The 24,810-nt window shown below is 56.1% G+C and carries 21 protein-coding genes; 19 read left to right on the plus strand and 2 right to left on the minus strand.

Going from position 1 to position 24,810, the window contains the following annotated elements:
* Window positions 1–794 precede the first annotated feature (794 nt).
* The 3 genes from L6D63_RS05135 to L6D63_RS05145 all read left to right on the plus strand — a co-directional run bounded on the left by L6D63_RS05135 (window position 795) and on the right by L6D63_RS05145 (window position 4,238).
* Complete coding sequence (locus L6D63_RS05135) at window positions 795–2,867, plus strand: heavy metal translocating P-type ATPase (protein ID WP_236170284.1); 2,073 nt, start codon at window positions 795–797, stop codon at window positions 2,865–2,867.
* Between the two features lie 130 nt (window positions 2,868–2,997).
* Window positions 2,998–3,501 (plus strand): signal peptidase II, encoded by a 504-nt coding sequence (gene lspA, locus L6D63_RS05140; RefSeq protein ID WP_019816991.1) that lies wholly within the window; start codon window positions 2,998–3,000, stop codon window positions 3,499–3,501.
* Between the two features lie 143 nt (window positions 3,502–3,644).
* Window positions 3,645–4,238 carry a helix-turn-helix transcriptional regulator gene (locus L6D63_RS05145; RefSeq protein WP_225568928.1) on the plus strand — a complete coding sequence of 198 codons (594 nt, stop codon included), beginning with the start codon at window positions 3,645–3,647 and terminating at the stop codon, window positions 4,236–4,238.
* A 56-nt stretch (window positions 4,239–4,294) separates the two neighbouring features.
* Here the strand turns inward: L6D63_RS05145 and L6D63_RS05150 are convergent, their stop codons facing one another.
* Complete coding sequence (locus L6D63_RS05150; protein ID WP_032872266.1) at window positions 4,295–5,188, minus strand: cation efflux transmembrane domain-containing protein; 894 nt, start codon at window positions 5,186–5,188, stop codon at window positions 4,295–4,297.
* A 158-nt stretch (window positions 5,189–5,346) separates the two neighbouring features.
* Here L6D63_RS05150 and L6D63_RS05155 point away from each other — a divergent pair, with 158 nt between their 5' ends.
* The 5 genes from L6D63_RS05155 (at window position 5,347) to L6D63_RS05175 (ending at window position 11,240) form a co-directional block, all read left to right on the plus strand.
* A complete protein-coding gene (locus L6D63_RS05155) occupies window positions 5,347–6,219 on the plus strand; it encodes a sterol desaturase family protein (protein WP_062386183.1) in 873 nt (290 codons plus the stop codon).
* Window positions 6,220–6,575: 356 nt separating this feature from the next.
* Window positions 6,576–7,742, plus strand: coding sequence for an SAVED domain-containing protein (locus L6D63_RS05160; RefSeq protein ID WP_019816995.1), 1,167 nt, complete (start codon window positions 6,576–6,578; stop codon window positions 7,740–7,742).
* Complete coding sequence (locus L6D63_RS05165) at window positions 7,743–8,993, plus strand: nucleotidyltransferase domain-containing protein (protein ID WP_019816996.1); 1,251 nt, start codon at window positions 7,743–7,745, stop codon at window positions 8,991–8,993.
* Entirely contained in the window at window positions 8,977–10,761 is a 1,785-nt protein-coding gene (locus L6D63_RS05170; RefSeq protein ID WP_019816997.1) for a HesA/MoeB/ThiF family protein, read from the plus strand. The genes L6D63_RS05165 and L6D63_RS05170 overlap by 17 nt, the downstream gene beginning before the upstream one ends.
* Window positions 10,758–11,240: a Mov34/MPN/PAD-1 family protein gene (locus tag L6D63_RS05175; RefSeq protein WP_019816998.1), complete on the plus strand. Its 483-nt coding sequence runs from the start codon at window positions 10,758–10,760 to the stop codon at window positions 11,238–11,240. The genes L6D63_RS05170 and L6D63_RS05175 overlap by 4 nt, the downstream gene beginning before the upstream one ends.
* Before the next feature lie 28 nt (window positions 11,241–11,268).
* Here the strand turns inward: L6D63_RS05175 and L6D63_RS05180 are convergent, their stop codons facing one another.
* Entirely contained in the window at window positions 11,269–11,817 is a 549-nt protein-coding gene (locus L6D63_RS05180; protein WP_054916991.1) for a 3'-5' exonuclease, read from the minus strand.
* 88 nt (window positions 11,818–11,905) lie between these two features.
* Here L6D63_RS05180 and L6D63_RS05185 point away from each other — a divergent pair, with 88 nt between their 5' ends.
* From L6D63_RS05185 to L6D63_RS05235, 11 genes are all read left to right on the plus strand, one after another.
* Window positions 11,906–12,583: an antitoxin Xre/MbcA/ParS toxin-binding domain-containing protein gene (locus tag L6D63_RS05185; protein ID WP_236170285.1), complete on the plus strand. Its 678-nt coding sequence runs from the start codon at window positions 11,906–11,908 to the stop codon at window positions 12,581–12,583.
* Window positions 12,584–12,870: 287 nt separating this feature from the next.
* The gene (locus L6D63_RS05190) at window positions 12,871–13,212 is read left to right on the plus strand and encodes a hypothetical protein (protein ID WP_054916990.1); all 342 of its coding nucleotides are present in this window, start codon (window positions 12,871–12,873) and stop codon (window positions 13,210–13,212) included.
* Between the two features lie 100 nt (window positions 13,213–13,312).
* Window positions 13,313–14,569 carry a TolC family protein gene (locus L6D63_RS05195; RefSeq protein ID WP_054916989.1) on the plus strand — a complete coding sequence of 419 codons (1,257 nt, stop codon included), beginning with the start codon at window positions 13,313–13,315 and terminating at the stop codon, window positions 14,567–14,569.
* A complete protein-coding gene (locus tag L6D63_RS05200; RefSeq protein ID WP_054916987.1) occupies window positions 14,566–16,047 on the plus strand; it encodes an efflux RND transporter periplasmic adaptor subunit in 1,482 nt (493 codons plus the stop codon). Before L6D63_RS05195 ends, L6D63_RS05200 begins: the two co-directional genes overlap by 4 nt.
* Complete coding sequence (locus L6D63_RS05205; RefSeq protein ID WP_062386182.1) at window positions 16,044–19,202, plus strand: efflux RND transporter permease subunit; 3,159 nt, start codon at window positions 16,044–16,046, stop codon at window positions 19,200–19,202. The genes L6D63_RS05200 and L6D63_RS05205 overlap by 4 nt, the downstream gene beginning before the upstream one ends.
* Window positions 19,199–19,549, plus strand: a complete 351-nt coding sequence (locus L6D63_RS05210; protein WP_062386181.1) for a copper-binding protein — start codon at window positions 19,199–19,201, stop codon at window positions 19,547–19,549. Before L6D63_RS05205 ends, L6D63_RS05210 begins: the two co-directional genes overlap by 4 nt.
* 157 nt (window positions 19,550–19,706) lie before the next feature.
* Window positions 19,707–20,252, plus strand: coding sequence for an arsinothricin resistance N-acetyltransferase ArsN1 family B (locus L6D63_RS05215; RefSeq protein ID WP_062386180.1), 546 nt, complete (start codon window positions 19,707–19,709; stop codon window positions 20,250–20,252).
* 120 nt (window positions 20,253–20,372) lie between these two features.
* Window positions 20,373–20,765, plus strand: coding sequence for a DUF6957 family protein (locus L6D63_RS05220; RefSeq protein ID WP_062386179.1), 393 nt, complete (start codon window positions 20,373–20,375; stop codon window positions 20,763–20,765).
* A 255-nt stretch (window positions 20,766–21,020) separates the two neighbouring features.
* Window positions 21,021–21,947 (plus strand): LysR family transcriptional regulator, encoded by a 927-nt coding sequence (locus L6D63_RS05225; protein ID WP_131670794.1) that lies wholly within the window; start codon window positions 21,021–21,023, stop codon window positions 21,945–21,947.
* A 102-nt stretch (window positions 21,948–22,049) separates the two neighbouring features.
* A complete protein-coding gene (locus tag L6D63_RS05230) occupies window positions 22,050–22,676 on the plus strand; it encodes a glutathione S-transferase family protein (protein ID WP_131670793.1) in 627 nt (208 codons plus the stop codon).
* Between the two features lie 60 nt (window positions 22,677–22,736).
* A complete protein-coding gene (locus tag L6D63_RS05235; RefSeq protein ID WP_131670792.1) occupies window positions 22,737–24,767 on the plus strand; it encodes a pyridoxamine 5'-phosphate oxidase family protein in 2,031 nt (676 codons plus the stop codon).
* Window positions 24,768–24,810 lie beyond the last annotated feature (43 nt).

A 24,810-nucleotide genomic window follows, 5' to 3' on the forward strand; every position in this document is an offset into this window, starting at 1 on the left:
TCTCTTCAACTCGAGTTTGGACGCTTTGCTCTGCACATGGCTGCTTACCTTCGTAGCAGAGCTTCTGTGCTGCTCGTCGGCCGCCGCATAGGGCAAGTGCCCTGTGTGCTTTGCTGTGAGGACGGGATGCCGCCTGATATTAGCGTCACGAAATAGGACGCCGTTGATGCCAACACCGTAGGCGCGAGGGGAAGCAGCATTTCCTATCTACTACCGGCCACTTACTCACTGTGATCACGTTGAACATGAATGGTCGCTGGTGGATGCCTTAAGGCATCGAAGAATCTCTTGACCTTATAGTGGCTATAAGGTGTTCACTCTCGCCATGAAAAGCGGAGAGCGTTCTCATGAAAAACTGTTGCGGTGACGAGCAAGCACCAAAAAAGCCAGCGGGCGTGGACGTTTTTGACCCTGTCGCATCCGGGAGCTGCTGTGCGACTTCCGCAACATCGGGTGAAGACGAAACCGATCGAGATCGAACTACCAGTTGCTGTTCTTCTAAGACCTCGGACGTGAATCCTGCGCTTTCAACAACCAAAAGTGCGGATGGCTGCTCTGCTGGAGGCAACGGCGGAAAGACAAGCTGCTCCACTTCATCTCCGACATCTTCTCAATATCCACCTACCGAACCGAACGAGCCCACCACCTCGGTTGTTACCGATGCATGTTGCTCTGCATCTGGAACGGATGGCCCAAGCGCGTGCGCATCCAAAGTGTCATCAGCCGTTGTCAACGACACGGCTCGCTTGAGTCGTTTCCGGATTGGGCAAATGTGCTGTCCTACCGAGCAGGCGATGATTGAGGGCAAGCTTGCAAAGATGCCTGGAATTCAGAAATTGGAATTCAACATGATGAACCGTACTCTAGGTGTCTGGCACGAATTGCCACATACCCTGGGAATCGAAGCGGCCGTGTCATCGCTTGGTATGCAGGCGGAACCGTTGAATGGCGCGGTCGACGTACCAGGCGCGGATAAGCAGCAAAGCCAGTTTGAAGCTGAATCACTGCGCAAAAGCACCTGGTGGCCGTTAGCGCTGTCTGGTATTGCTGCGGTAGGCGCGGAATTTTTGCATTTCACCCAGGCAGCCCCCGAATGGGTGATTGCTGCTGTAGCTTTAATCTCGGTAGCACTCTGCGGGCCCGCGACTTACAAGAAAGGTTGGATCTCTCTCAAAAATTTCAATCTCAACATAAACGCGTTGATGAGCATTGCGGTGACGGGAGCGGTCCTGATTGGGCAGTGGCCAGAAGCGGCGATGGTCATGTTTTTATTTACTGTTGCCGAATTGGTTGAGGCCAAGTCGTTGGATCGTGCACGCAATGCGATCAAAGGACTGATGGACTTGACCCCAAATCATGCAACGGTGCGCCAGGCAGACGGCAGTTGGCTGGACGTAGATGTCAAAACCGTCCAGATCAGCTCCTTGGTTCGAGTTCGCCCCGGCGAGCGCATTGGTCTGGATGGCAACGTGATCTCCGGCAACTCTACCGTAAACCAAGCCCCTATCACCGGGGAAAGCTTGCCCATCGAGAAAGCTGTCGGTGACCCTGTTTATGCCGGCTCGATCAATGAGTCCGGTTCCTTCGAGTACCGCGTGACGGCTGAGGCCAGCAATACGACACTGGCCCGGATTATTCATGCTGTGGAGGAAGCCCAAGGTTCACGCGCCCCGATCCAGCGGGTCGTCGATAAGTTCGCCAAGGTTTATACGCCATCGGTGTTTTTCTTCGCCCTTGCCGTTGCGATATTCCCGCCCCTGTTTATGGCCGGATTATGGGCTGACTGGATTTATCGGGCGCTGGTGCTTCTGGTAGTCGCTTGCCCTTGCGCACTGGTGATTTCGACCCCGGTGACCATTGTAAGCGGCCTCGCGGCAGCGGCGCGAAAAGGCATTTTAATCAAGGGCGGGGCGTACCTGGAAAGCGGTCGCAAGATCACCCATCTGGCCTTGGATAAAACTGGGACCATTACCCATGGCAAGCCCGTACAGACCGATTTCCTGCCTCTAGCTGATGGATTATCTAGAGATTATCGCATTGCCGCCGCGAGCCTTGCCCAACGTTCGGATCATCCGGTTTCGCGGGCTATTGCCAAACAAACGGCCCAGCAATCGCTGCGGTTGCTGGAAGTGGATAACTTCGAAGCGCTGCTGGGCCGAGGGGTCCGCGGCGAGATCGAGGGTAAGCGCTACCAGTTGGGTAACCATCGTTTGTTGGAGGAGTTGGGGTTCTGCTCACCTAATACCGAAGCCGCCCTGGGCCACCTTGAGCGGCAAGGGAAAACTGTAGTCATTCTGTCCGATGACAAACGGGCGCTGGCGTTGTTTGCAGTCGCCGATACGGTAAAAGCCACCAGCCGAGCCGCAATCGAGGAGCTTCACGCGTTAGGTGTGAAGACTGTGATGTTGACAGGGGACAACCCACATACCGCGCTGGCAATTGCCGCGCAGGTAAACATTGACGAGGCCAAGGGCAATCTCCTACCGATCGATAAGCTCAAAGCCATCGAAGCCTTGATCGATCATAAAGGCACCGTCGGCATGGTCGGTGACGGAATAAACGATGCCCCTGCGCTTGCTCGGGCTGATGTGGGCTTCGCGATGGGGGCAGCTGGCACCGATACGGCGATCGAGACTGCTGACGTAGCAATCATGGATGATGATTTGCGCAAGATTCCTGCCTTCATTCGTCTCTCCCGCCAGACCGGAGCAGTACTTACGCAAAACATTGCGCTCGCGCTGGGCGTTAAAGCCATCTTCCTAGCCGTTACGCTCACTGGTCACGCTACGATGTGGATGGCGGTATTCGCGGATATGGGGGTAAGCCTGTTGGTAGTACTGAATGGCCTGCGCTTGCTGCGCAAATGATACGGACACGATGCCTGCTTTGCTGTTCCAAGACCTGGATCCCAGTGGGTGATACCGCACGAGCAAGAGTCAGTGCTTTTCAAAAAATACCAGTTTCAGATGTACTGGAACGGTTACTACGGAATAGCCAATGAACGGTTTCCCAATGACAGCTCGTGTACAGCCGCCTACTTTGTGGTGGGGAATTGCAGCGGTCCTGGCGTTGATCGATCAAAGTCTAAAGCTTGGCGTCGAGCACCTTTATGAGCTGGGCTCATCGGTCGCCGTAGGCTCATTTTTCAACATAGTGCATGCACGCAATACCGGCGCCGCGTTCAGCTTCTTGGCTGACGCTGGAGGCTGGCAGCGTTACCTTTTCGTTGTTGTTGCGCTAGCCGTAGCATTGACGCTCGTCGCGATCCTTCAACGGGAACGTCACTGGAGCGAAGCCTTGGGCTATTGTCTCGTTTTGGGTGGGGCTGTTGGCAATCTTATCGACCGTTCTTTGCGAGGCTTTGTCGTGGACTATCTGGATTTTCACTATCAAGGCTGGCACTGGCCCGCGTTTAATCTCGCAGATATATGTATTGTCAGCGGCGCATCGTTTTTATTGGTCATAAGCGTGATTAGCCCCGCGTCGCCAAGCAAACGTTGACGATGGAGCGCCACCTTCCAGTACGTGTCCTAAGGTGGTCTGGTCGCGCATGGCTAACGCCTGGGTTAGCGGTTTTTGCTGGGCATGCTGGTCATCAAGATTGGCATCAGCATCAGGCTCACCAAATAGCTATAGGTATCGACGTGCCTGTAACAGTGGAATGCCTGCCGCGTCAGCACACCGAGTTTGCAGTGTTTATTCCAGCCGGTGTTCGGCATCGAATCAGCGGAGCCCTCATCGTTTCAATCTACTTGGACGTCTTGGCAGAAGAGGGCCAGGTTTTGCCGAAGACCATGACGCCGATTCCGATCAATATCGCCCCGGCTGACGCCGCACTAATTGCTGACTCCTTGAAGGCAGGCGCGGGAGACACTCGGTCCGCAGTGCGAAAAGCCCTACAGATAACCGATGCACCTCCAGTCGCCGATCCTCGCCTGGCAATAGTCAGCACGGCCATTTACCAGGGCATGGTACGACGTGAAGAGTTGGCAGCACTGGTACACCTGTCCCCAACTCGATTCTCGCATTGGTTCGTGGAACAAACCGGTTTGCCGCTGCGTAGCTATGCTAAATGGCTACGACTGACCCAAGCTGTTCGACATCTGGCATCCGGAGAACCTATAACCACCGCTGCGCACGCGTCAGGCTTCTCCGACTCAGCCCACTTTTCCAGAACCTTTCGCTCGCTGTTGGGTATAGATCCCTCATCGGCGCTCGCCGAAGTGAGCTTGCATTAAGCGACTAGGTTAGAGGCTTGCGGCCTTAGCTACAGGCCGCTCGCCGATTGGAATAGTTAAGCTTTTAGAGCCAGGATTCGACGTGCGCCGTTCAAAACGATCAGGCCAACGACCGTACCAATCACCAAGTCTGGGTACGGAGACCCTGTCCAAGCGACCAATGCTCCTGCAGCGATTACGCCAACGTTCGCAATCACATCGTTGGCTGAGAAAATCCAACTCGCTTTCATGTGTGCTCCTCCTTCGCGGTGGCTGTAGATCAGCCACAGGCAAGTGACGTTTGCCACCAGCGCGACGGCGCCTATCCCCATCATCAGCATCGATTCAGGTTCACTGCCATAGAGAAAGCGTCGAGCAACTTCCAAAAGCACACCCAAAGCTAGAATGATCTGAAACATACCTGCCAGGTGTGCTGCACGTACTTGCATTCCCGCGCTGCGGCCGACCGCAAAGAGGGCCAGCCCGTAAACGGCCGCATCAGCAAACATGTCCAGCGAGTCGGCAATCAGCCCCGTCGATTGGGCAATCAGGCCAGCACTCATTTCGGCGAGAAACATTGCACCATTGATGCCGAGCAATATTTTTAATGTGCTGGCTTCCTTTGAAGCGTTTTGCTCTTCATTGGCACTGTTGGCTGATACGGACTCTGGGCTGATGGGCTGCGTATCTAATAGCCTTGCCCCCAAGCCAAGTGACTCCAACTTGGTAGCGATCTGCTCTACGGCCCCTTCGTGAAAAACACTCACCTGTCTACCGGATAGGTCAAAAGAAAGTGAAGCTATTTCCTGCAAGCCATTCAGCGCGAGTCTGATCATCCGTTCTTCGGAAGGACAGTCCATTTTTGGTACTGAAAATTTGCTGATCCATGTCCCTTCATTTAATGGCTTAGCTGCTGCTTCTGGGCCTGCTGAAGCCGGGCCACAGCCACAGGATTTGTCACACGAACTCATGGGGCCGCTCCTCTAAATACACTTGATCCTGTCGATTACAAACCTTCTAGCCGCTATAAGGTCAAGCGAGGATATTCATCATTCGATTGTAGCTCTTTCGTTCAATCCAAACGCCAGCCTGTGACTTATCGTCTTCGCTTCCTAAAAGGAGGTGAGCGATGATCATTATTTTCCGATACGTCATACGTTGGATGAGCTATCCGCTCATATTTGGTGGCACCGCTGCGTTCATGGTTTGGGCGCTTTACACCGGGATTCCGCCATGGCCCACAACACTCCTGATCGCTATTGTGAGCTTGTTCACGATCGCCGCGCTGGAGCAATTCCAACCCTTTCGTCAATCCTGGCTCGAAGATCATCAAGACACCTCGACCGATTTATTGCATATGCTGGTCAACCTTTCTGTCATTCAGTTCACTGCTGAAGTCCTCGCCAAGCTTGGCGATGCGGTGCCGGCATCAGTTCGCCTTTTTCCCAGCGAGAGTCCCCTCTGGTTACAGCTGGTTCTGGTCGCAACCGTCCTCGATTTAAGCCTGTATGTCATGCATCGCATCAGCCATCGGGTGCATTGGCTGTGGCGTATGCACATGATTCATCACAGCGTTGATCGCCTTTATTGGATGAATGGGGAGCGCAGACATCCGCTGCATGCGGCGCTAATGGCCGGACCGGGGCTGGTGGTTCTGCTCGCCTCAGGTGCGCCGTCGGCCGTTATCGCGACTTGGTTCAGCATCTTGACCGTTCATTTAGCCTTCCAGCATTCGAACCTGGACTACTCGTTGGGCTGGTTACGCAACGTGATTGGAGTCGCCGAGACACATCGCTGGCACCATAAGCGAGAGTTCGAAGATGCCCAGGTCAACTTCGGAGAGTTTTTACTTATTTGGGATCACCTATTTGGAACCTTCTATGACGCAGCAAACAAGCTCGGTGATGCGCAGGTAGGGCTAAAAGAGCGAGACTTTCCAACAGGCTATCGTGCGCAGCTAATCGCGCCGTTTAGGCGCAAGCCTCAGAACCATATGATCTGAAGTTGCGTACCACGAAACGCCTATTCGCGCATTTACTGCCATGTGTTGTAGGGTCGTGTAGTGACGAACGTCGTAGGGTATGAGGAAGGTATGTATCGAAATTAGGGAGTTTATGTCTTTCGCATAAATTCCCTAATTTCAATACATACGCTGTGCTCAGCACCCCATTCCCAGCACTTGCCCAAAACGAATGCGGCCATCACTTCGTTTCGCTGAGTCACAAAGTGTCCGGTTCGAAGCCGATCCAGCGCCCATCACCCTCGAATCGCTCTTGAAATCAAAGCAAATGGCCTTAAGATGATCTTATCTTGCCATCATCGTTTTTAATCATGGATGTTTCTCGGGGGTAGGTCGGAATGGCAGAACAAGAAGATGCTAAGCCCGCAAGCGGGCGCTTCAACACAAATGAAGAGACGAAGCGGATCGTATGGACACAGACCGCTGGTCATTGTGAACTGTGCGGTACGGATCTGACGTTCGACTATCGTGCTGGCAAGCCAATGAGATGGGGCGAAGTGGCGCATATTCTGCCCGCCAGTCCCAAAGGCCCTCGGGGACGCGCGGATCATGATGCTGAGGCGCACACTAACGATACCGCTAATCTGATGCTCCTGTGCCCAGGTTGTCATGACAAAATTGATCGTGATGCAGACGGGTATCCTGAAAATGATTTGAGTGGTTTACACCAAGCGTACCTGGAACGCATCCGACTCGCCGCAACGACCCCCGATGGTGGTAGAGCCATTCCTCTCATCGTCCTGAGTCAGCATTTCCAGACGATCAACGACATTCCCGTTCGCGATCTGTTGACTGCGATGTCGGCTGAAGGACTAACGGCCTTCGATCAAGGCATTAAAATCACTTTCCCTGCACCCGGACCGCGAGGTAGGGACGCGACCTATTGGCAGAACATCAAAGACAGTGTCCAGTATGAGTTGGAGCAGCAACTCAAGCGTCGCGGCGGCACCTACGGCGATGCGCCTGCACTAGCTGTAGTGGGCTTGGCCGATATCCCGGCATTGATGATGTTGGGCCAGGGTATCGGCGACCGTTCCAAACGCTTGATCTTCTCCTTCCACCGCGAGCATCGGTTGCGCTGGCCCGATCAGTCCGCTGAGCCGCCCGCTTTTTTGTTTACACCTCCCTCCGACGGCGACGGGCCACTGGCGCTTGTGCTCTCCATTTCTGCGCAAGTCCCGGTTCGCGACGTGACCGACGCTCTGCCCGGTGCACGTATTGCAGAGCTGTCGATCCCAGAACCAAGCTATGCGATGGTACAGAACCGTCGGGTGATTCATGCCTTTCGTGACGCACTTCAAATACGGCTGAGCCAGCTTGAAGCTCTGACTCCTGAACCTATCCACGTCTTCGCCGCTATTCCTGCGGCATTGGCCATCGAGTTTGGTGCGTTGCTCACAACGCAGCATCAACATACGTACCTGATCTTTGATCGGGACAAAGAAAACCAAGATCGGTTTACGCAAACACTGCAATTGGGCTCGATGGCCCAGGAGGCTAGGTAAATGCTGTTGAGCAACGAACAGACCAAGCGCAGCAGTTGGGAATATTTTCTGCTTCGCGCCGCGCGGGAAATCTCGCTGTCGGAAGCGCAGTACCAGAAAATCAATGACCGCTACTCCCAACTGGAAAAAATCCTCTCGGCCTCCGACAACCCGCTCCTCGCTGAGGCCCATATCTTCGTTCAAGGCTCGATGCGGCTGAAAACGACCATCAAGCCAATCCCCGGTGCGCCTGCGGATCTGGACACCATTGATGCGGACGCGATTATCTGGCTCCCTCACGCTCAAGGCGCTAGTGCGAAGGAAGTTCTAGAAGCGATTGAGCAGCGTTTTAGGGAAGGCTCCCGCGTTCAGGAAGAAGTTAAGCAATTACGTCGTGGCATCCGGATTGTTTATGCCGACGAGAATCCAGGCTTCCACATCGATGTCACCCCCGCACGTGCGATCAACGGAAATGGCGAAGCCAACGGCGAGGGTAAACTGGAGGTTCCGGATCGGGTCACAGGGTGGAAAGCAAGCAGCCCTATCCCGTACTCGAATTGGTTACAGGTTGCCTCTGCCCAGGAAATTTCTCTGGAAAGCTTGGTAGTTGCCAAAAGCCAGCGGATGCTCGATGCCGCGACACAAGATCCTTTGCCGCATTATCAGGATTACATCGATCAAGATCCCCTGCGTGCGACCATAAAGCTGCTCAAGCGGCATCGCGATGAATGGGCCATCAACACAAGGAGCGCTGATACTCGCCCCATATCCGCTGTCATAACCACTTTGGCCACTCACGCATACCTGGATGTCGTGAAGGAATCACAGTCGAAGCCTTTGGCTCCGCTCGATGCAATTTTGGAAATCGTTCGTAGAATGCCGCAGCACATCGCGCATAGAGGTAACGATTGCTTTGTCTGCAACCCTGCCGATAACGGCGAAAACTTTGCAGAAAAGTGGAATCGACCAGGCGAGGGGCAAGGCTATCGACAAGCATTTGCCAAGTGGCATGCGGACGCCAGTGCATCCGTATCATTGGGTTTGGAAAGTTTTGAATCCAATGATTCCTTTGCAGAAGCAGTGAAAAAGAATTTCGGTATTGCACCGGCATTCATTTCGGCAGTGAACAATGAGATCCCTGCGAATTGGACCATGCCCGGCCGACCGGATGGCACTACTCGAAACTCTGCTTCGATGGGTTCGCTCTTCGGAGGAGCCAGCGGTGGCGGAACCTCTCAGTCGAGCGTAAAGCCAGTTGGACGCCTTGGCTGATCCTATTACGACGCCATTGCAGCGCGGAATCGCCGCACTGCGAAATACCCTAGGTCAGGATGCTGCCGATGCATTGCTCCAGCCCGCACCCATGCGGGCTGACGAAGCGGCGTCCTTTCACTTTCCCTTGCCCATCGATTACACGGGCCAGGAGCGGCGACTGCGTATTGGTTTTCCCTCCAACTTCCCCCGTGGGCTTTTGCGACTGAACGTCGAACCCTCTCCGTGGCTGGTCTGGCCGCATGCCACCAAGTCGGGGCTTTGCCTTCATGGCTTTCAGGAACGCCCCATTATGGGCTCCCCGGAGGTCGTTGTAGAGGACAGCCTTAATCGCCTAGCCCAGATCGTTTCGTTGTCCAAGATGGGATCAAGCCAGGCAACGCGCGATATCGAATTTCAGAATGAGATCACTACCTACTGGTCTTTCCAGCACGGTCAGTCATTCCAGAACCTCTTACTTTTGGATCGACCCCAGGCCGCCTCGCAATTGTTTGCGCTCAGCGATCCGCGCCGGGCTGTGCCATCCGGACAGGAAACGGTTTGGCTAGCATCGAACGTAGCTGCACTCAAAGGGCATTACCGACGGGTTGTCGGGCGCTCCGCTGTCATTCGCGCGGCCGAAACTCCCGGTTTTTACGTCAAGCTTCAGACCTATCCGGATATCCGCACCCCGGATCCAGAAGATCTAATGCTGTGGCTAACACCACATCTTCAACCAGACGATGCCGAGCAATTGCTGGCATGGTTTGAGCAGCATGGAACGTTGGCAAGTCGATGGATTGTTCTAGAGCTTCCAGGGGGGACGGATTCTCCAACTTATTGCCTCAATGTACGCTCGCTTGGCGTACAGCAGGAGCGGGGGGCAAAGTTTGGCTTGCGTACAGCGCGCCGCAGGCCAGCGATCGCAAATGCACATCCTCCGGCGCTCGTCCGAGCAACTGCCCTGGACGTGCTTGATCGAGCGTCCATTCTGTCCCGCGATAAAAGCGGCACTGCACAGCGCCTTGAAAATGCTCGGGTAGTTTGCGTTGGTGTTGGCTCGCTAGGCAGTGCGGTGGCAATACAGTTGGCACGATCCGGTGTTGGCCACCTTACCCTCATCGATCCTGACACCTTGGTGTCAGCCAATCTGGGAAGGCATGTTCTGGGAGCGGATAGCCTAGGGAGATTGAAAGCGTCAGCGTTGAGGGACAAGATTCTGTTAGATCTCCCGACGACAGAATGCACCGCTTATTCGACATTCGCCGAAGTGGTGATGAGCAGCAAACCAGAAGTGTTCGATAATGCAGATCTGGTGGTGATCACGACAGCAGACTGGCAGTCGGAGGTCACTGTATGGCGAGCCAAATCCAGCGGCGTTCCTTGGGGGGTCTTACAAGCCTGGAGCGAACCGTACACCCAGGTAGGCCATGCGCTATTCGCACCAGCCGGCACCTTTGATGGCCGTCATCTATTCACGGACGTCGGCGATTTCTTGCATAAATTTACAGAGTGGCCGGGAGGGGGTGTGGTTCCATTGCCCGCTTGTGGGGAGAGCTTTATCCCAGGCGGCTCGCTGGGGATGACCAATATCGCCTCTATGGTTTCGCACACGGCCTTACGCGCATTGACCGGCAACATTGCCACTGCATCTTGGGTCAGCAGTATCTACAGGCCTGAAGATGTGCCGAGCCTGGGAGGCCAATACCATGGGCCCGAACTGCCAGAGGGGGCGCAGCAAATTTTACTCGAGCGCGGATGGCCGGAAGATAAGGACGAAACGGTATGACGGATATTGCGTGGCGCTGGCGATGGCCGGAAGTTAATTCCGAGCTATTGGTGTCCCAAGCTGTCGCGGACATCTTGAATAGTCATCGGCAGGGCCTTTTTGGCGTGGAGCGAGGGGGACAGTTATTCGTCAATCCGGTTGATCCCAAAGGGTTGCTGCTGGCCTCGGCCACGTTGCCTCATCGCGCTGATCGGTCAGGCTGGTCTTGGCTAGAATTGGATGCGGAGCGATGCCGTCTGGAGATCCAGGCTGCCAACGAACAAGGGTTACGTCTAGTGGGCTATTGGCATACGCATCCCCAATCCATTCCAGTGATATCTCCGGCAGACATCGGAAGTTTTTCCAAATTTGCTGCACGTTACACGCAGGATCTGCCGCACCCCATAGCCGTTATTGTCGGCAAGTCCGAAAAACCAGAAGGTATCAAGGCTTGGTCATTCAGGGACGGCAGATACATTGAGGCAACCTGGGTCGGATGAGCTTCAAGTCCGTGCGGTGGAAGGCGGATCAGCGGTTACCTTTACCCGCTAACATTAGGGCGAAGAGCTCCGCCTGAAAGCGGGCATCATCCAATGCGTTATGGTTGGGTTCGCTGATTGGCTTCAGCGCAGCGGTCATTTTGGATGATTTTGTTTCCTGCCAATTGCAACCTACAGCGCCCATAAAGTAGGCCTTCATGTCGATAGCTGTGAAACCAAAGGGGTTGGTTTCCAAATATTTGTGGAAGTAGTAATTGACGAATGACCAGTCAAACGGTGCGTTTAGCCCTACGAAAATGACCTTCTGCCCCGTTTGGCAGGACGATTTCAGCCATTCACTAAGTGTCAGCATCGCCTCTCGCGGAGCGAGGCCCTCGTGCTCCAGCTTTTCCAGACTCAGCCCCGATACTGCCAGTGCTTCTGGATCGTGTTTTGGGCTATCAGGTCGCAGTTCAAGATAGATGGACGTTGCAGGTTGGTTTACAAGGCAAGCTCCAATGGAAAGCAGACTGTATTCGCCTGGTATAGGCCCAGACGTCTCGACGTCGACGGAAACGTATAGCTCATCAGCGTTCATGTCATATCCTTTTCGTGTAATTGCCTGATCACGCTACCAGCGTATTGCGCGTTCCTTTGGTCAGCTCTGCGCCCGAGCATAATGATGTGTGTCATTCTCTGATGGCTTTGATGAGGGCCAGGCGATCATGAGTGAAACTGAGCGGTGGGTAGCCAAATGCCAGAATACTGAGGACGGTACTGGCGACATCATCATTGAGCTGCCTCCAGAGTTGCTTGACCAAATGGGGTTAGGTATTGGGGACGATCTGGAGCTAACGGTAGCGAATGGCACAATAATGCTAACGCCCATGCACAACTTAACATCGGTGCTGCCCATGTTTGCTGGCATCCTGCGACAGGATGTCTATCATGCTTACCGCATGCGTCTGGAGGCCCTTCTTGATATCTCTGTCAATGCTTCGTGTCTGGACATTCACCACATGATAGTAGCTGGATTCCCGGCCTGTCTGGTCCATGTGCTGTGTGATAGTGGGACCCTTAGCAATGAAGAACGCGACAGAATCGTTCAACCAAAAGCGCTCAAAACAAGGTTGGCAGCCAATCAGCTCTTGACGCTGCATGAGAGCGATCGCCTGTTCCGGTTTGCACACATCAGCGCCTTGGCCGAGGTGATCTTCGGTGACAAAGGCAAGGCCAAACAATGGCTTTCCAAGCCCAAAGCCCGTTTTTTGGGTGAAAGCCCATCAGCGATGGTCACTACAACCATTGGCACACATCTAGTCGAAGAAATGCTGATTCAGGTGTCTGAGGGCCTTTCATTCTAGTTCCACCGCAGCCGAGTGGAACCAACCCTAAGTAATTATGCGAGCACAGCACGCATTGCTAAGGCGGCGCGCTCCATTAAAGTCGGGCGCTACAGAATTGAATATTTTTCTCGCCGACCTTCAGATAGCGCGCTGATCCGTGCTGCGTCAAAAGGTAACTGAAAAAATAATGCAGGCTTAATGCTGATGGGCTTACATCGTGCGTTATTAAGCGGCTCGCATGCGCTAGCTGAAAGCCAGCGTTAATTAATTGTTCGCGCCAATTCTGACGGCTACACTCCAACCTCATGAAACGCTACCTGCGGTTTTGTCTTATTTTCTTGATCAGCCTGGCGCTTCCCCTCAGCGGGATGGCGGGGGTGCAGGCACCGACAGAACCGTGCCCGATGAAAGCCACGGGCATGGCGATGATGGACGACATGGGCATGGATTGTTGCAATGACATGAAGAGCCCGACCGAGCATGGGAAACCCTGCAAACCGGGTCAGGAGTGCAAGACGGGCGGGATGCTACAAGTTTCGATCGTCAAGCCGCCCGTGACTCTGCTCAGCCCCGTCGTGCTGGCCTTTTCCAGCGATTCCGTTCCTTTGTCCACCCCATCCGGTGTATGGCGACCGCCCCGCGTCTGATTCCTGTCCGTTATTGAACCTCATCCTGTTTTTAACGGGATGGCATGGCTGTGCGCAGGCCTTTTGAAGCGCTCAGCGGATCATCGCAGGAATCGCAAACATGAACCCCAAGTGCTTTTGCACAGGTTGGTCCCTAGTGGCCGGTCTGGCGGCAAGCGTACTGGCCTTGCCGAGCTTCGCTACCTCGCTGACGCTCGAAGAGGCCTTGCGGCTGGCCGAAAACACCGCGCCGTCGCTGTCTGCACAGGATGCAAAGATTCAGGCTGCCAGCAGTGCGGCCATTCCAGCGGGTGAGCTACCTGACCCGAAGTTGCTCGCTGGTCTGCAGAACTATCCCATCGGCGGCCCAGATCGCTGGAGCGTCAATGATGACTTCATGACCATGCAAATGGTCGGGGTCAGGCAAGACATGCCCAATAGTGACAAGCGCAGGGCGCGGATCGAGGTGGCGAACGCAGGGGTTGAGCGTGCCGCTGCCGAGCGTCAGGTCGAACGCCTGAACGTGCGCCAAGCCACGGCGCTGGCTTGGATCAGCAGCTATTCAATAGAGCGCAAAGACGCGCTGTTCCAGGACTTCTACAAGGAGAACCGCTTGCTGAGCGACACTGTCCGCGCGCAAATTGCCGGCGGTCGCGCACAACCGGCCGATGCCGTGACACCGAAGCAGGAAGCGGCGCAACTGGCCGAGCAGCAAGACGATCTGATACGCCAGCGTGCTCAAGCGCGCGCGGCGCTGAAACGCTGGATTGGTCCGGCCGCCAACGCAACGCCGGCGGGAAGTCTTCCGCAGTGGCCGATCGATACGTCAGGCTTGCCCCATAAACTGCAACATCATCCCGAGCTGGCCGCGTACGGGCCGATGACCCGTGAAGCGCAAGCCAAGGTGCGCGAGGCGCAGGCGGAGAAAAAGTCCGACTGGAGTTGGGAGGTGGATTATCAGCACCGTGATCGGCAGTTCGGCGACATGGTCAGCGTGCAACTTTCCTGGGATCTGCCGTTGTTTCCGCAGACCCGGCAAAACCCAAAAATTGCCGCACGAGAAGCCGAAGTCAACCAACTCGAATCCGAGCGCGAAGCCTTGTCACGCGAGCATACCGAGCAACTGGAAAGTGTACTGGCTGACTATGAACGGCTCAATCGTGCGGTCCAGCGCAATGCGCAAAGTCTGCTGCCGCTGGCCAAAGAAAAAGTCGAACTCAGCATGGCCAGCTACCGCGCCGGTAAAGGCGATTTGAATGCGGTTGTCGCCGCCCGACGTGAACTCATCGAGGCTCGTCTCAAACAAGTCGAAGTGGAGGAACAGCGAGCACTGATCAATGCACGACTGTATTTTGCGTATGGAGAGGCCAGCCAATGAGCCTTAAAAAGAGTGGGGTTTTGTTGGCAGGCGTTGCAATGGCAGTGGGGATCGCCGGTGGTTACTGGCTAGCACTTCAACGCGTCAGCGAAGTACGGGACGCTTCGTCTGAGCAAAATCAAAACGCACCAAATGAACGCAAAGCCATGTACTGGTATGACCCGATGTACCCCCAACAGAAGTTCGACAAACCGGGTAAATCGCCGTTCATGGACATGCAGCTGGTTCCGCAATACGCCAGTGGCGGCAACGATCAAGCGACGGTCAGCATCGATCCGAGCGTGGCGCAGAATCTCGGTCTGCGCTCGGCGATGGTCAGCCGTGGAGTGTTTGCATCCAGCCTTGATGTGAGTGGCATCCTCGCCTTTAACGAACGGGATGTTGCGGTTATCCAGGCTCGTACTCCAGGCTTTGTAGAGCGGGTCTACGCCCATGCACCCGGTGATCTGCTCAAAGCCAATGCGGCGCTGGCGGATATTCTGGTGCCCGAGTGGGCGGCGGCTCAGACTGAGTTCCTGGCCCTGAAAAATAACGGTGATCGCGACTTGCTCGCCGCTGCGCGGCAGCGCTTACTGCTTAGTGGAATGCCGCCGGGAGTGATTGCCCAGGTCGAACGTAGCGGTAAGGTCCAACCTTATCTGACTTTGACCAGCCCGATTGGCGGGGTGCTGCAAGAGCTCAACCTGCGCATAGGCATGACCGTCGCGGCAGGCGAGACACTGGCGCGGGTCAATGGTCTGAGCAGTGTCTGGCTGGCGGTGTCCGTTCCTGAATCCGACGCGGGTACCATCGCCGAGGGGCAAAAGGTCGAGGCGCAGTTGCCGGCCTTCCCTGGGACCAAGGTCAATGGCACTGTCAGCACAATTCTGCCGGACACCAATGCGGATAGCCGCACCCTGCGCGTACGGGTCGAACTACCCAATCCAGACGGTCGCCTAAAGCCCGGTTTGACGGCGCAAGTGCGCTTGAGCAGCTCAACTGAGCAGGGTGTGGTGTGGGTGCCGAGCGAGGCCGTCATTCGCACCGGTCGACGTGCCTTGGTGATGCTAGCCGAAGATGCTGGCCGATATCGCCCCGTTGAAGTGCAGCTCGGGCAGGAAAGCAGTGGCAAGACAGTAATTGTTAAAGGTCTGGATGAAGGTCAGAAGGTAGTTACCTCGGGCCAATTTCTGCTCGATTCGGAGGCCAGTTTAAAGGGTATCGTGGCCAGTTCAGCAGACGTACCACCCCGTATCGCAGCAGCCTCAGGTCTGCATGAGGCGGACGGGCAGATCGTCGAAATCGACGATAAAGAAGTCACACTCGCCCACGGCCCCTTCAAGACACTGGGCATGCCGGGCATGACGATGACGTTTCCACTTGCCAATCCTACCCTGATTCAGGGTCTGAAAACGGGCGACAAGGTTCGGGTCGCGGTGAGCCAAACCGACGATGGATTGCGTGTCGAACGTCTAGATAAAACGGGAGGTCAGCCATGATCGCTGCCCTCATCCGTTGGTCTGTTGCCAACCGCTTTTTGGTGCTGTTGGCGACACTTTTCGTCACAGCTTGGGGCATCTGGTCAGTTCAGAACACACCAATCGATGCACTACCGGATCTCTCCGATGTACAGGTGATCATCCGTACCCCTTATCCGGGACAAGCACCGCAGATTGTCGAGAATCAGGTCACCTATCCGCTGGCCACCACCATGCTTTCAGTACCTGGAGCCAAGACCGTGCGCGGGTATTCCTTCTTCGGCGACAGCTTTGTTTACGTGCTGTTCGAAGATGGTACCGACTTGTACTGGGCTCGCTCTCGGGTGCTGGAGTATTTGAGTCAAATACAAAGCCGGTTGCCAGCCAGCGCAAAGCCCGCATTGGGACCGGACGCAACGGGAGTGGGCTGGATCTATCAGTACGCACTGGTGGATCGCACTGGTGGGCACGATCTCGCGCAACTTCGTGCGCTTCAAGATTGGTTCCTGAAGTTTGAACTCAAGACGCTGCCCAATGTTGCGGAAGTGGCCACCGTGGGCGGCATGGTCAAGCAATACCAAGTACAGCTCGATCCGCTCAAGATGGCCAATCTCGGGATCACTCAGGCACAGGTGACTGAAGCCATCGGCAAGGCCAATCAGGAAACCGGTGGTGCTGTGCTGGAAATGGCCGAAACCGAGTTTATCGTGCGAGCTTCGGGTTATCTAAAGACGCTCAACGATTTTCGGACGATCCCGCTGAAGTTGGAATCAGGCGGTGTGCCTGTAAGCCTTGGCGATGTCGCCACGATTCAGCTTGGGCCAGAAATGAGACGAGGCATCACTGAACTTGACGGGGAAGGCGAGACCGTCGGTGGCGTAGTGATTTTGCGCAGCGGTAAGAATGCTCGCGAGACCATTACGGCGGTGAAGAGCAAACTGGATGAGTTGAAAAGCAGTCTCCCAGCAGGCGTAGAAATCGTAACAACCTACGATCGCAGCAAGCTGATCGACCGCGCAATAGACAACCTCAGTTACAAGCTGCTGGAAGAGTTCATCGTCGTTGCCCTGGTGTGCGGGATCTTCCTCTGGCACCTGCGCTCATCCTTGGTGGCAATCATTTCGCTACCTGTGGGGGTGTTGATTGCATTCATTGTCATGCGGTACCAGGGCATCAACGCCAACATCATGTCCTTGGGTGGGATCGCTATCGCTATCGGTGCCATGGTCGATGCCGCAGTGGTGATGATTGAAAATGCACACAAGAAAATAGAATTCTGGCACACCTCTCATCCTGGGCAGGAGTTGAAGGGTGAGCAGCATTGGCATGTGATGACCGATGCAGCGGCCGAGGTCGGCCCCGCGCTTTTCTTTTGTCTGTTGATCATCACGCTGTCGTTCATTCCGGTGTTCACATTGGAGGCTCAGGAAGGAAGATTGTTTGGCCCACTGGCGTTTACCAAGACCTACGCCATGGCGGCAGCGGCGGGATTGTCGGTGACGTTGGTGCCGGTGCTGATGGGTTATTGGATTCGGGGACGAATTCCGAGTGAGCAACATAACCCTTTAAACCGCTGGTTGATACGGATCTACCAACCCGCGTTGGACGCAGTTCTGCGCCGTCCGAAAACTACTCTGCTGGTGGCGCTGTTGGTATTTGTCAGTGCGCTATGGCCAATGTTTCGCTTGGGTGGGGAGTTCCTTCCACCACTGGACGAAGGGGATCTGCTCTACATGCCTTCAGCCCTGCCGGGGTTGTCGGTGCAGAAGGCTGCACAACTGCTGCAACAGACCGATCGCCTAATCAAAACAGTCCCTGAAGTTGAACACGTTTTCGGCAAGGCCGGTCGTGCTGAGACCGCTACTGATCCAGCGCCGTTGGAAATGTTTGAAACCACGATTCAGTTCAAACCGCATGAGCAATGGCGCCCAGGCATGACCCAGGAAAAATTGGTGGAGGAGCTGGACCGCGTGGTACGCGTGCCTGGCTTGACCAATATTTGGATACCCCCGATTCGCAACCGCATCGACATGCTGGCCACAGGGATCAAAAGTCCCATCGGGGTGAAAGTTGCCGGCACTAACCTGACGGAAATCGATTCGGTCACCCAGGCGGTTGAAAAGGCAGCCAAAAATGTGCCCGGTGTCAGCTCCGCGTTGGCCGAGCGCCTGACCGGTGGCCGCTACATCGATGTGGATATCGATCGTAATGCAGCCGCCCGCTACGGCATGAATATCGCTGATGTGCAGTCCATCGTGGCTGGTGCTATCGGAGGCGAAAATATCGGGGAGACCATTGAGGGGCTCGCACGTTTTCCGATCAGCGTCCGTTATCCGCGAGAGTGGCGTGACTCACCGGGAGCCTTGGAACAATTGCCCATTTACACATCGTCAGGCATCCAGATCACCCTCGGTACTGTGGCAAAAATAAAAATCACTGACGGTCCACCAATGCTCAAGAGCGAGAACGCGCGGCCTTCGGGCTGGGTATACATCGATGTGCGTGGTCGGGACATTGCCTCCGTGGTCGCCGATCTTCGTCAGGTCGTCAATCAACAGGTCAAGTTGCAGCCTGGTATGAGCCTGAGCTACTCGGGGCAGTTCGAGTTTCTCGAAAGAGCTAACGCACGACTAAAGCTGGTCGTACCGGCCACGCTATTGATCATCTTCGTGCTGCTTTACCTGACATTCGCTCGATTCGATGAGGCCCTGTTGATCATGGCCACACTCCCTTTTGCTCTCACCGGAGGGGCATGGTTCCTCTATTTGCTCGGTTTCAATCTGTCGGTGGCAACGGGGGTCGGCTTCATCGCACTGGCCGGGGTTTCTGCAGAGTTCGGCGTGATCATGCTGCTCTACCTGAAGAATGCTTGGGCTGAACGTGTGGGCCTTGGCGATAACTCTGAACATGCACTAGTGGCGTCGATTCGTGAAGGCGCTGTGCAGCGGGTGCGTCCCAAAGCTATGACTGTGGCTGTCATCATCGCGGGCCTGTTGCCCATACTGTTGGGCAGTGGTACCGGCAGCGAAGTGATGAGCCGAATTGCCGCGCCAATGGTCGGCGGCATGGTAACTGCGCCCTTGCTTTCCCTGTTTGTCATCCCGGCGGCCTATCGCTTAATGCGTCGTCGAAATCTACCTAGCAAACCCGTAACTCTGAAAGGAAATGTCGTATGAAACTGACCCTTATTACAGTTGCCAGCACTGCGGTTGTGCTCTCTTTCGCTGCCCATGCACAAGACACGTCAGCAATGAAAATGGACGGTATGGAAGGCATGGAAATGAAGCAGGAATCAAGGCAGATGGCTGTCGCCGATGCCGAGGGCACGATCAAGGCCATTGATCCTGCGAAGCATACCGTGACACTCGCTCACGGTGCCGTCCCAGCTGTTCAATGGCCGCCGATGACCATGGCCTTTTCCGTGTCGGATGATCAATTGGCAGGGTTGAAGGTAGGAGATCGTGTGTCATTCACCTTTCGGGTCGAAGGAGGTAAAGGAACGATTGTTTCCATAAAAAAATGAGTTACTAATGCTGTCGGTTACCTGCACGCATCGTCACGCTGGTAACCGCGCTGTTCCAAGCGAAGCTCACGGATCTAACGCGACATTCTAAAGGGCTGAAAACCCGGCAAGTGGCAGCCCTTCAAACACGATTCTTTACGGGGCAGCAAAGAAAGACATGAACTACAAAGTGAGGGTTGCGACATCTGATGACGCATCTGCCGTCCAGGCCATCTATGCGCCAATGGTTTTGGACACAGTCATCTCGTTCGAGTTGATACCACCGACGGTTGATGAGATGGCAGCACGAATAGCCGCAACAGTGCCGATATATCCCTTTCTGGTCGCAGAGGTAGAAGGCAAGGTCGTTGGATACGCTTACGCAGGTCAGCATCGAGCCAGGGAAGCTTATCGCTGGTCGGTAGACGTCACCGTCTATATCGACCCTGCGGTACACAGAAAAGGACTTGGTCGTGCGCTTTATCAGCGACTTCTACCGCTCCTCGAAAAACAGGGGTTTCATGCAGCCTATGCCGGCATTGCCTTACCTAACGCAGGAAGCATAGGTATCCATGAAGCGCTCGGATTTACCCACATCGGCACCTACCCCGAAGTTGGGTACAAGCACAGCCAGTGGCATAGCGTGGGCTACTGGCGCAAACCGCTTTGTGCGGTGACGCCACCTAAAGAAATCATCCCATTCATTGAGGTAGAGGGAGTGTAAAGGTCAAGGGTGAGATGACGTTGCTGCTATTCGTCGGCATTGAAACCGGGCGGTTCACTTGGAGCTATGCTGATTGATGATTCTCGTTCGAGTCGGTGTATTGATCGACTGGAGGAACGGATGAATTTGGATGATTTTATCTCAGTGCTTTCCGCAGGTGAGGAAATAGGCGGGTGCCAACTCGCCAATTCAGATGCTGTGGCACTCGCCAATCTGCATTTTCCTTTCCGTGCCTATTGTCTTGTTTCTGAATGGGCGATATTAGATCTCGACGTTACAACGTCTCAGCGGCAAGCGATCGCCGATAGAGAGCTAATCCCTGCTCTGGTTTACGCTTTAACCGTTATCCAAGACAGCAGAGGCCGCTTCCAACCTGGCGATTGGGTCAGAACAACGTTGGGGGTTTCCTTCACTCACGCGTGCTTATTTGAGACGAAAAATACGGTTTATGTGCTTATTGGCGCCGGCCGTAGGGTGAGCACAGACTTAAACATCGCATTGAGCTTGTGTTGAAGGCCTCAGCTTATGCGATCCCCCTTCATGACTGCTTACATTAACTGTTCGTGTCAAACTATGTTGTGAAAAGCCGGACCCTGTATTTGAAGCTCAGTCCATCTGTGTCAGTCTATATTGCTGTTGTCTCTACCCCGAGTCGTTGTACAGACCCCGATTTACGCGAGGTGCTGTGTCAAACTATGTTGTTGTTAACCATGACCCGCAAAAATCGCAGCCTCGGCTGCGATTTTTGTATCCGACTCGAGGGCATCCATGGACCGCTTCCAGGAAATGCAGATCTTCGCCACGGTGGCTCAGGCGCAGGGCTTCTCGGCAGCGGCGCGACGCCTCGGCTTGTCCGCCGCCAGTGTCACTCGCGCGGTTGCAGCGCTGGAGCAGCGTATTGGCACGCAGTTGCTGATCCGTACCACGCGCAGTGTGCATCTGAGCGAAGCGGGTCAGCGTTATCTGGAAGACTGTCGGAGAATTCTCGCCGAAGTGCAGGAAGCCGAGGATTCGGCGGCTGGCAGTCATGCCCAGCCCCGTGGGCAATTGACGGTGACCGCGCCGGTATTGTTCGGTGAGCTGTTTGTCACACCGCTGATGGCGACTTATCTGACGCAATACCCGGACGTTTCGATCAATGCGCTGTTGGTTGATCGGGTGGTGAGCATGGTCGAGGAGGGCATCGATGTCGCGGTACGCATCGGTGAACTGCCGGACAGCAATCAGCATGCGATCCGGGTCGGTGAAGTGCGGCGGGTGATCTGTGGTTCGCCGGCCTATCTGGCCCGGTACGGCCGCCCCGAGCATCCACAGGCACTGGCCGGCGCGCCGGTAGTGGCGACCTCGGCCATCGGCCAGTTGCGCAGTTGGCCGTTTGTGGATCAGGGCGAAGCGATCAGCGTGCGGCCTGAACCGAGGCTGGTGGTCACCGCCAACCAGGCGGCGATTACTGCGGCCTGTCTGGGCTTGGGGCTGACCCGGGTGTTGTCTTATCAGGTCGCCGGCAAGGTGGCCTGCGGCGAGCTGGAAATTGTCCTTGCCGATTTCGAACTGCCGCCGCTGCCGATCCATGTGGTGTATCAGGGCGGGCGCAAGGCGCCGGCGCGGGTGCGCAGTTTTGTCGACCATGCGGTGAAAGCCTTGCGAGAGCATCCGGCGCTGCAGAACGCAGCGTTATTTCATCCAGTGAAATAATCGATTGCGATTGCTGGTGATTCTGTTGCTTTGAGGATGGGGGGAAGATGGCCTCCATCGGCGCTGCCATCCCGAACGGCGCCACCTCCAGCGGAGTCGACCATGCAAGCGATCAAACTCTACAACTTCCCGCGTTCCGGCCACGCCCATCGGGTGGAGCTGATGTTGTCCCTGCTGCAACTGCCGACCGAACTGATCCTGGTCGATCTGGCCAAGGGTGAACACAAGCAAGCGCCGTATCTGGCGATCAACAGTTTCGGCCAGGTGCCGGCGATTGACGATGACGGCGTGGTGCTGGCCGACTCCAACGCGATTCTGGTGTACCTGGCGCTCAAGTATGGCAATGGTCGCTGGCTGCCGACCGATCCGCTGGGTGCGGCACGGGTGCAGCGCTGGTTGTCCGCCGCTGCCGGACCGATTGCTTTCGGACCTGCTGCTGCCCGATTGGTGACGGTGTTTGGCGCACAGTTGAATGCTGAAGAAGCGATTACCCGTGCGCACAACCTGCTCAAAGTGATGGACGTGGAACTGGGCAAGACCCCCTATCTTGCCGGCAGCGAGCCGACCATCGCCGACGTGTCCGCCTACAGTTACATCGCCCATGCGCCGGAAGGCAACGTGGCGCTGGACGACTACGCCAACGTGCGTGCCTGGCTGGCGCGTGTCGAAGCCTTGCCTGGTTTTGTCGGCATGCCGCGCACTGTCGCCGGTCTGCAAAAGACTGCCTGAGGTTCAAGTCCGATCTGATCGAGTTATCCACAATGCGCCGGCGGCGCGGGGAGTTGCGTGATGGAACGTTCACCGTGGCACGCTGGCGAGCAACAACTGCAGGCCCATGTCGGCGTTGCCGAGCGCATGGAGGCCTTCGGCCGAAAAGTGATTCGCGACTGGATGCCGGATCAACACCGCGCCTTTTATGAGCAATTGCCGTTCATGTTGTACGGCGCGGTCGATACCGACGGGCGTCCATGGGCCAGCGTGCTCGAAGGCGCACCAGGGTTTGCCCATTCGCCTGATCCCGGGCACCTGCATTTCGCCAGCCAACCCGCTGCTGATGATCCAGCGCAATTGCGCAATGGCGAACCGATCGGGTTGCTCGGCATTGAATTGCATACCCGCCGCCGCAATCGCCTCAACGGTCATGTCGCCAATCTCACCGAGCAGGGTTTCGAGGTGAGCGTGGATCAGGCTTTCGGCAACTGTCCGCAATACATTCAACTGCGCCAATTCCAGCGCGTGCCGCTGAGCGATCCGCAGACGCGGCCAGCGCAGCACGGCAACGGTCTTGATGACGCGGCCCGGGCGATGATCGAAGGCGCCGACACCTTCTTTGTCGCCAGTTACGTCGATGCCGACGGACAACGTGCGGTGGATGTTTCCCATCGTGGCGGGCAGGCCGGATTTGTCCGGGTCGAAGGTAATCGCCTGACCATCCCGGATTTTGCCGGCAACCTGCACTTCAACACGCTCGGTAATCTGCTGCTCAATCCCAAGGCTGGTCTGCTGTTCATCGACTTTTCCACAGGCGATTTGCTGCAACTGAGCGGGCGGACCGAAATCATCCTTGAAGGGCCGCAGATTGAAGCGTTCCAGGGTGCCGAGCGTCTGTGGACATTCGAGGTCGAGAAACTCGTGCGGCGTCCGGCGGCACTGGCCCTGCGCTGGCGCTTCGACGGTATGTCGCCCACCAGCCTGTTGACCGGCACCTGGGCCCAGGCGGACGCACGTCTGCAGGCCAAGGCACTGGGTGACCGCTGGCGGCCGCTGCGGGTAACCCGCATCGAAAGGGAGAGCCAGCACATCCGCTCGATCTATCTGCAACCGGACGACGGTGCAGGGATGCCAGTGTTTCAGGCCGGCCAGCATCTGCCGCTGCGCTTCACTCTGAACGGGGAAACGCATATCCGCACCTACAGCCTGTCGAGTGCGCCATCGGATGATTTCCTGCGCATCAGTGTGAAACGCGAGGGCTTGATCTCAGGCCATTTGCACCAGCAGATCCGGGTCGGCGATGTTCTTGAGGCACGGGCGCCACAGGGGCACTTCACAGTGGCGCCGCTGGAACAACGGCCGCTGGTGCTGCTGGCGGCGGGGGTTGGCATTACGCCGTTGCTGTCGATGCTGCGCGAGGTGGTGTATCAAGGCCTGCGCACTCGGCGGATTCGGCCGACGTGGTTGCTGCAAAGTTCGCGCAGCCTGGCCGATCAGCCGTTTCGCCAGGAACTTGATCGCTTGCTGGAAAGTGCTGGCGACGCGGTGCGGGTGATTCGCCTGCTCAGCCAGCCGGAAGCCGACGTGCATGAAGGCGTGGATTTCGACCGCCGTGGGCGTATCGACGGGGCACTGCTGCGCGAACTGCTGGAGGTCGAGGATTACGACCAGATCGATTTTGCTGTGTGTGGCCCCGGCGCTTTCACCCAAGGTGTCTACGACGGTCTGCGCGAGCTGGACATTCGCGACGCGCGGATCCATGCCGAAACCTTCGGCCCTTCAACGCTCAAGCGCCAGCCAGACCCGGATGCGGTGGTCATCGAGCAGCCACCGGCCGCGATCACGTCAGTGCCGGTGATGTTCGAGCGTTCTGCCAAGGAGGCGCGCTGGCAGCCGGACGGCGGCAGTCTGCTGGAGCTCGCAGAAAGCCGTGGCCTGCGCCCCGAGTTCAGTTGCCGTGGAGGTTCGTGCGGCACCTGCAAGACACGTTTGGTCAGTGGCGCGGTGAATTATCCACAGCCCCCGGCGGACATGCCGGAAGCGGGGCAGGTGCTGATTTGCTGCGCGGTGCCGGCGCAGAGCGAGCAGTTGCTGGTGCTGGATCTGTAACGCAATTCCCCTGTAGGAGCTGCCGCAGGCTGCGATCTTTTGA

Source organism: Pseudomonas parakoreensis, from assembly GCF_021602155.1.
Lineage (GTDB): Bacteria > Pseudomonadota > Gammaproteobacteria > Pseudomonadales > Pseudomonadaceae > Aquipseudomonas > Aquipseudomonas parakoreensis.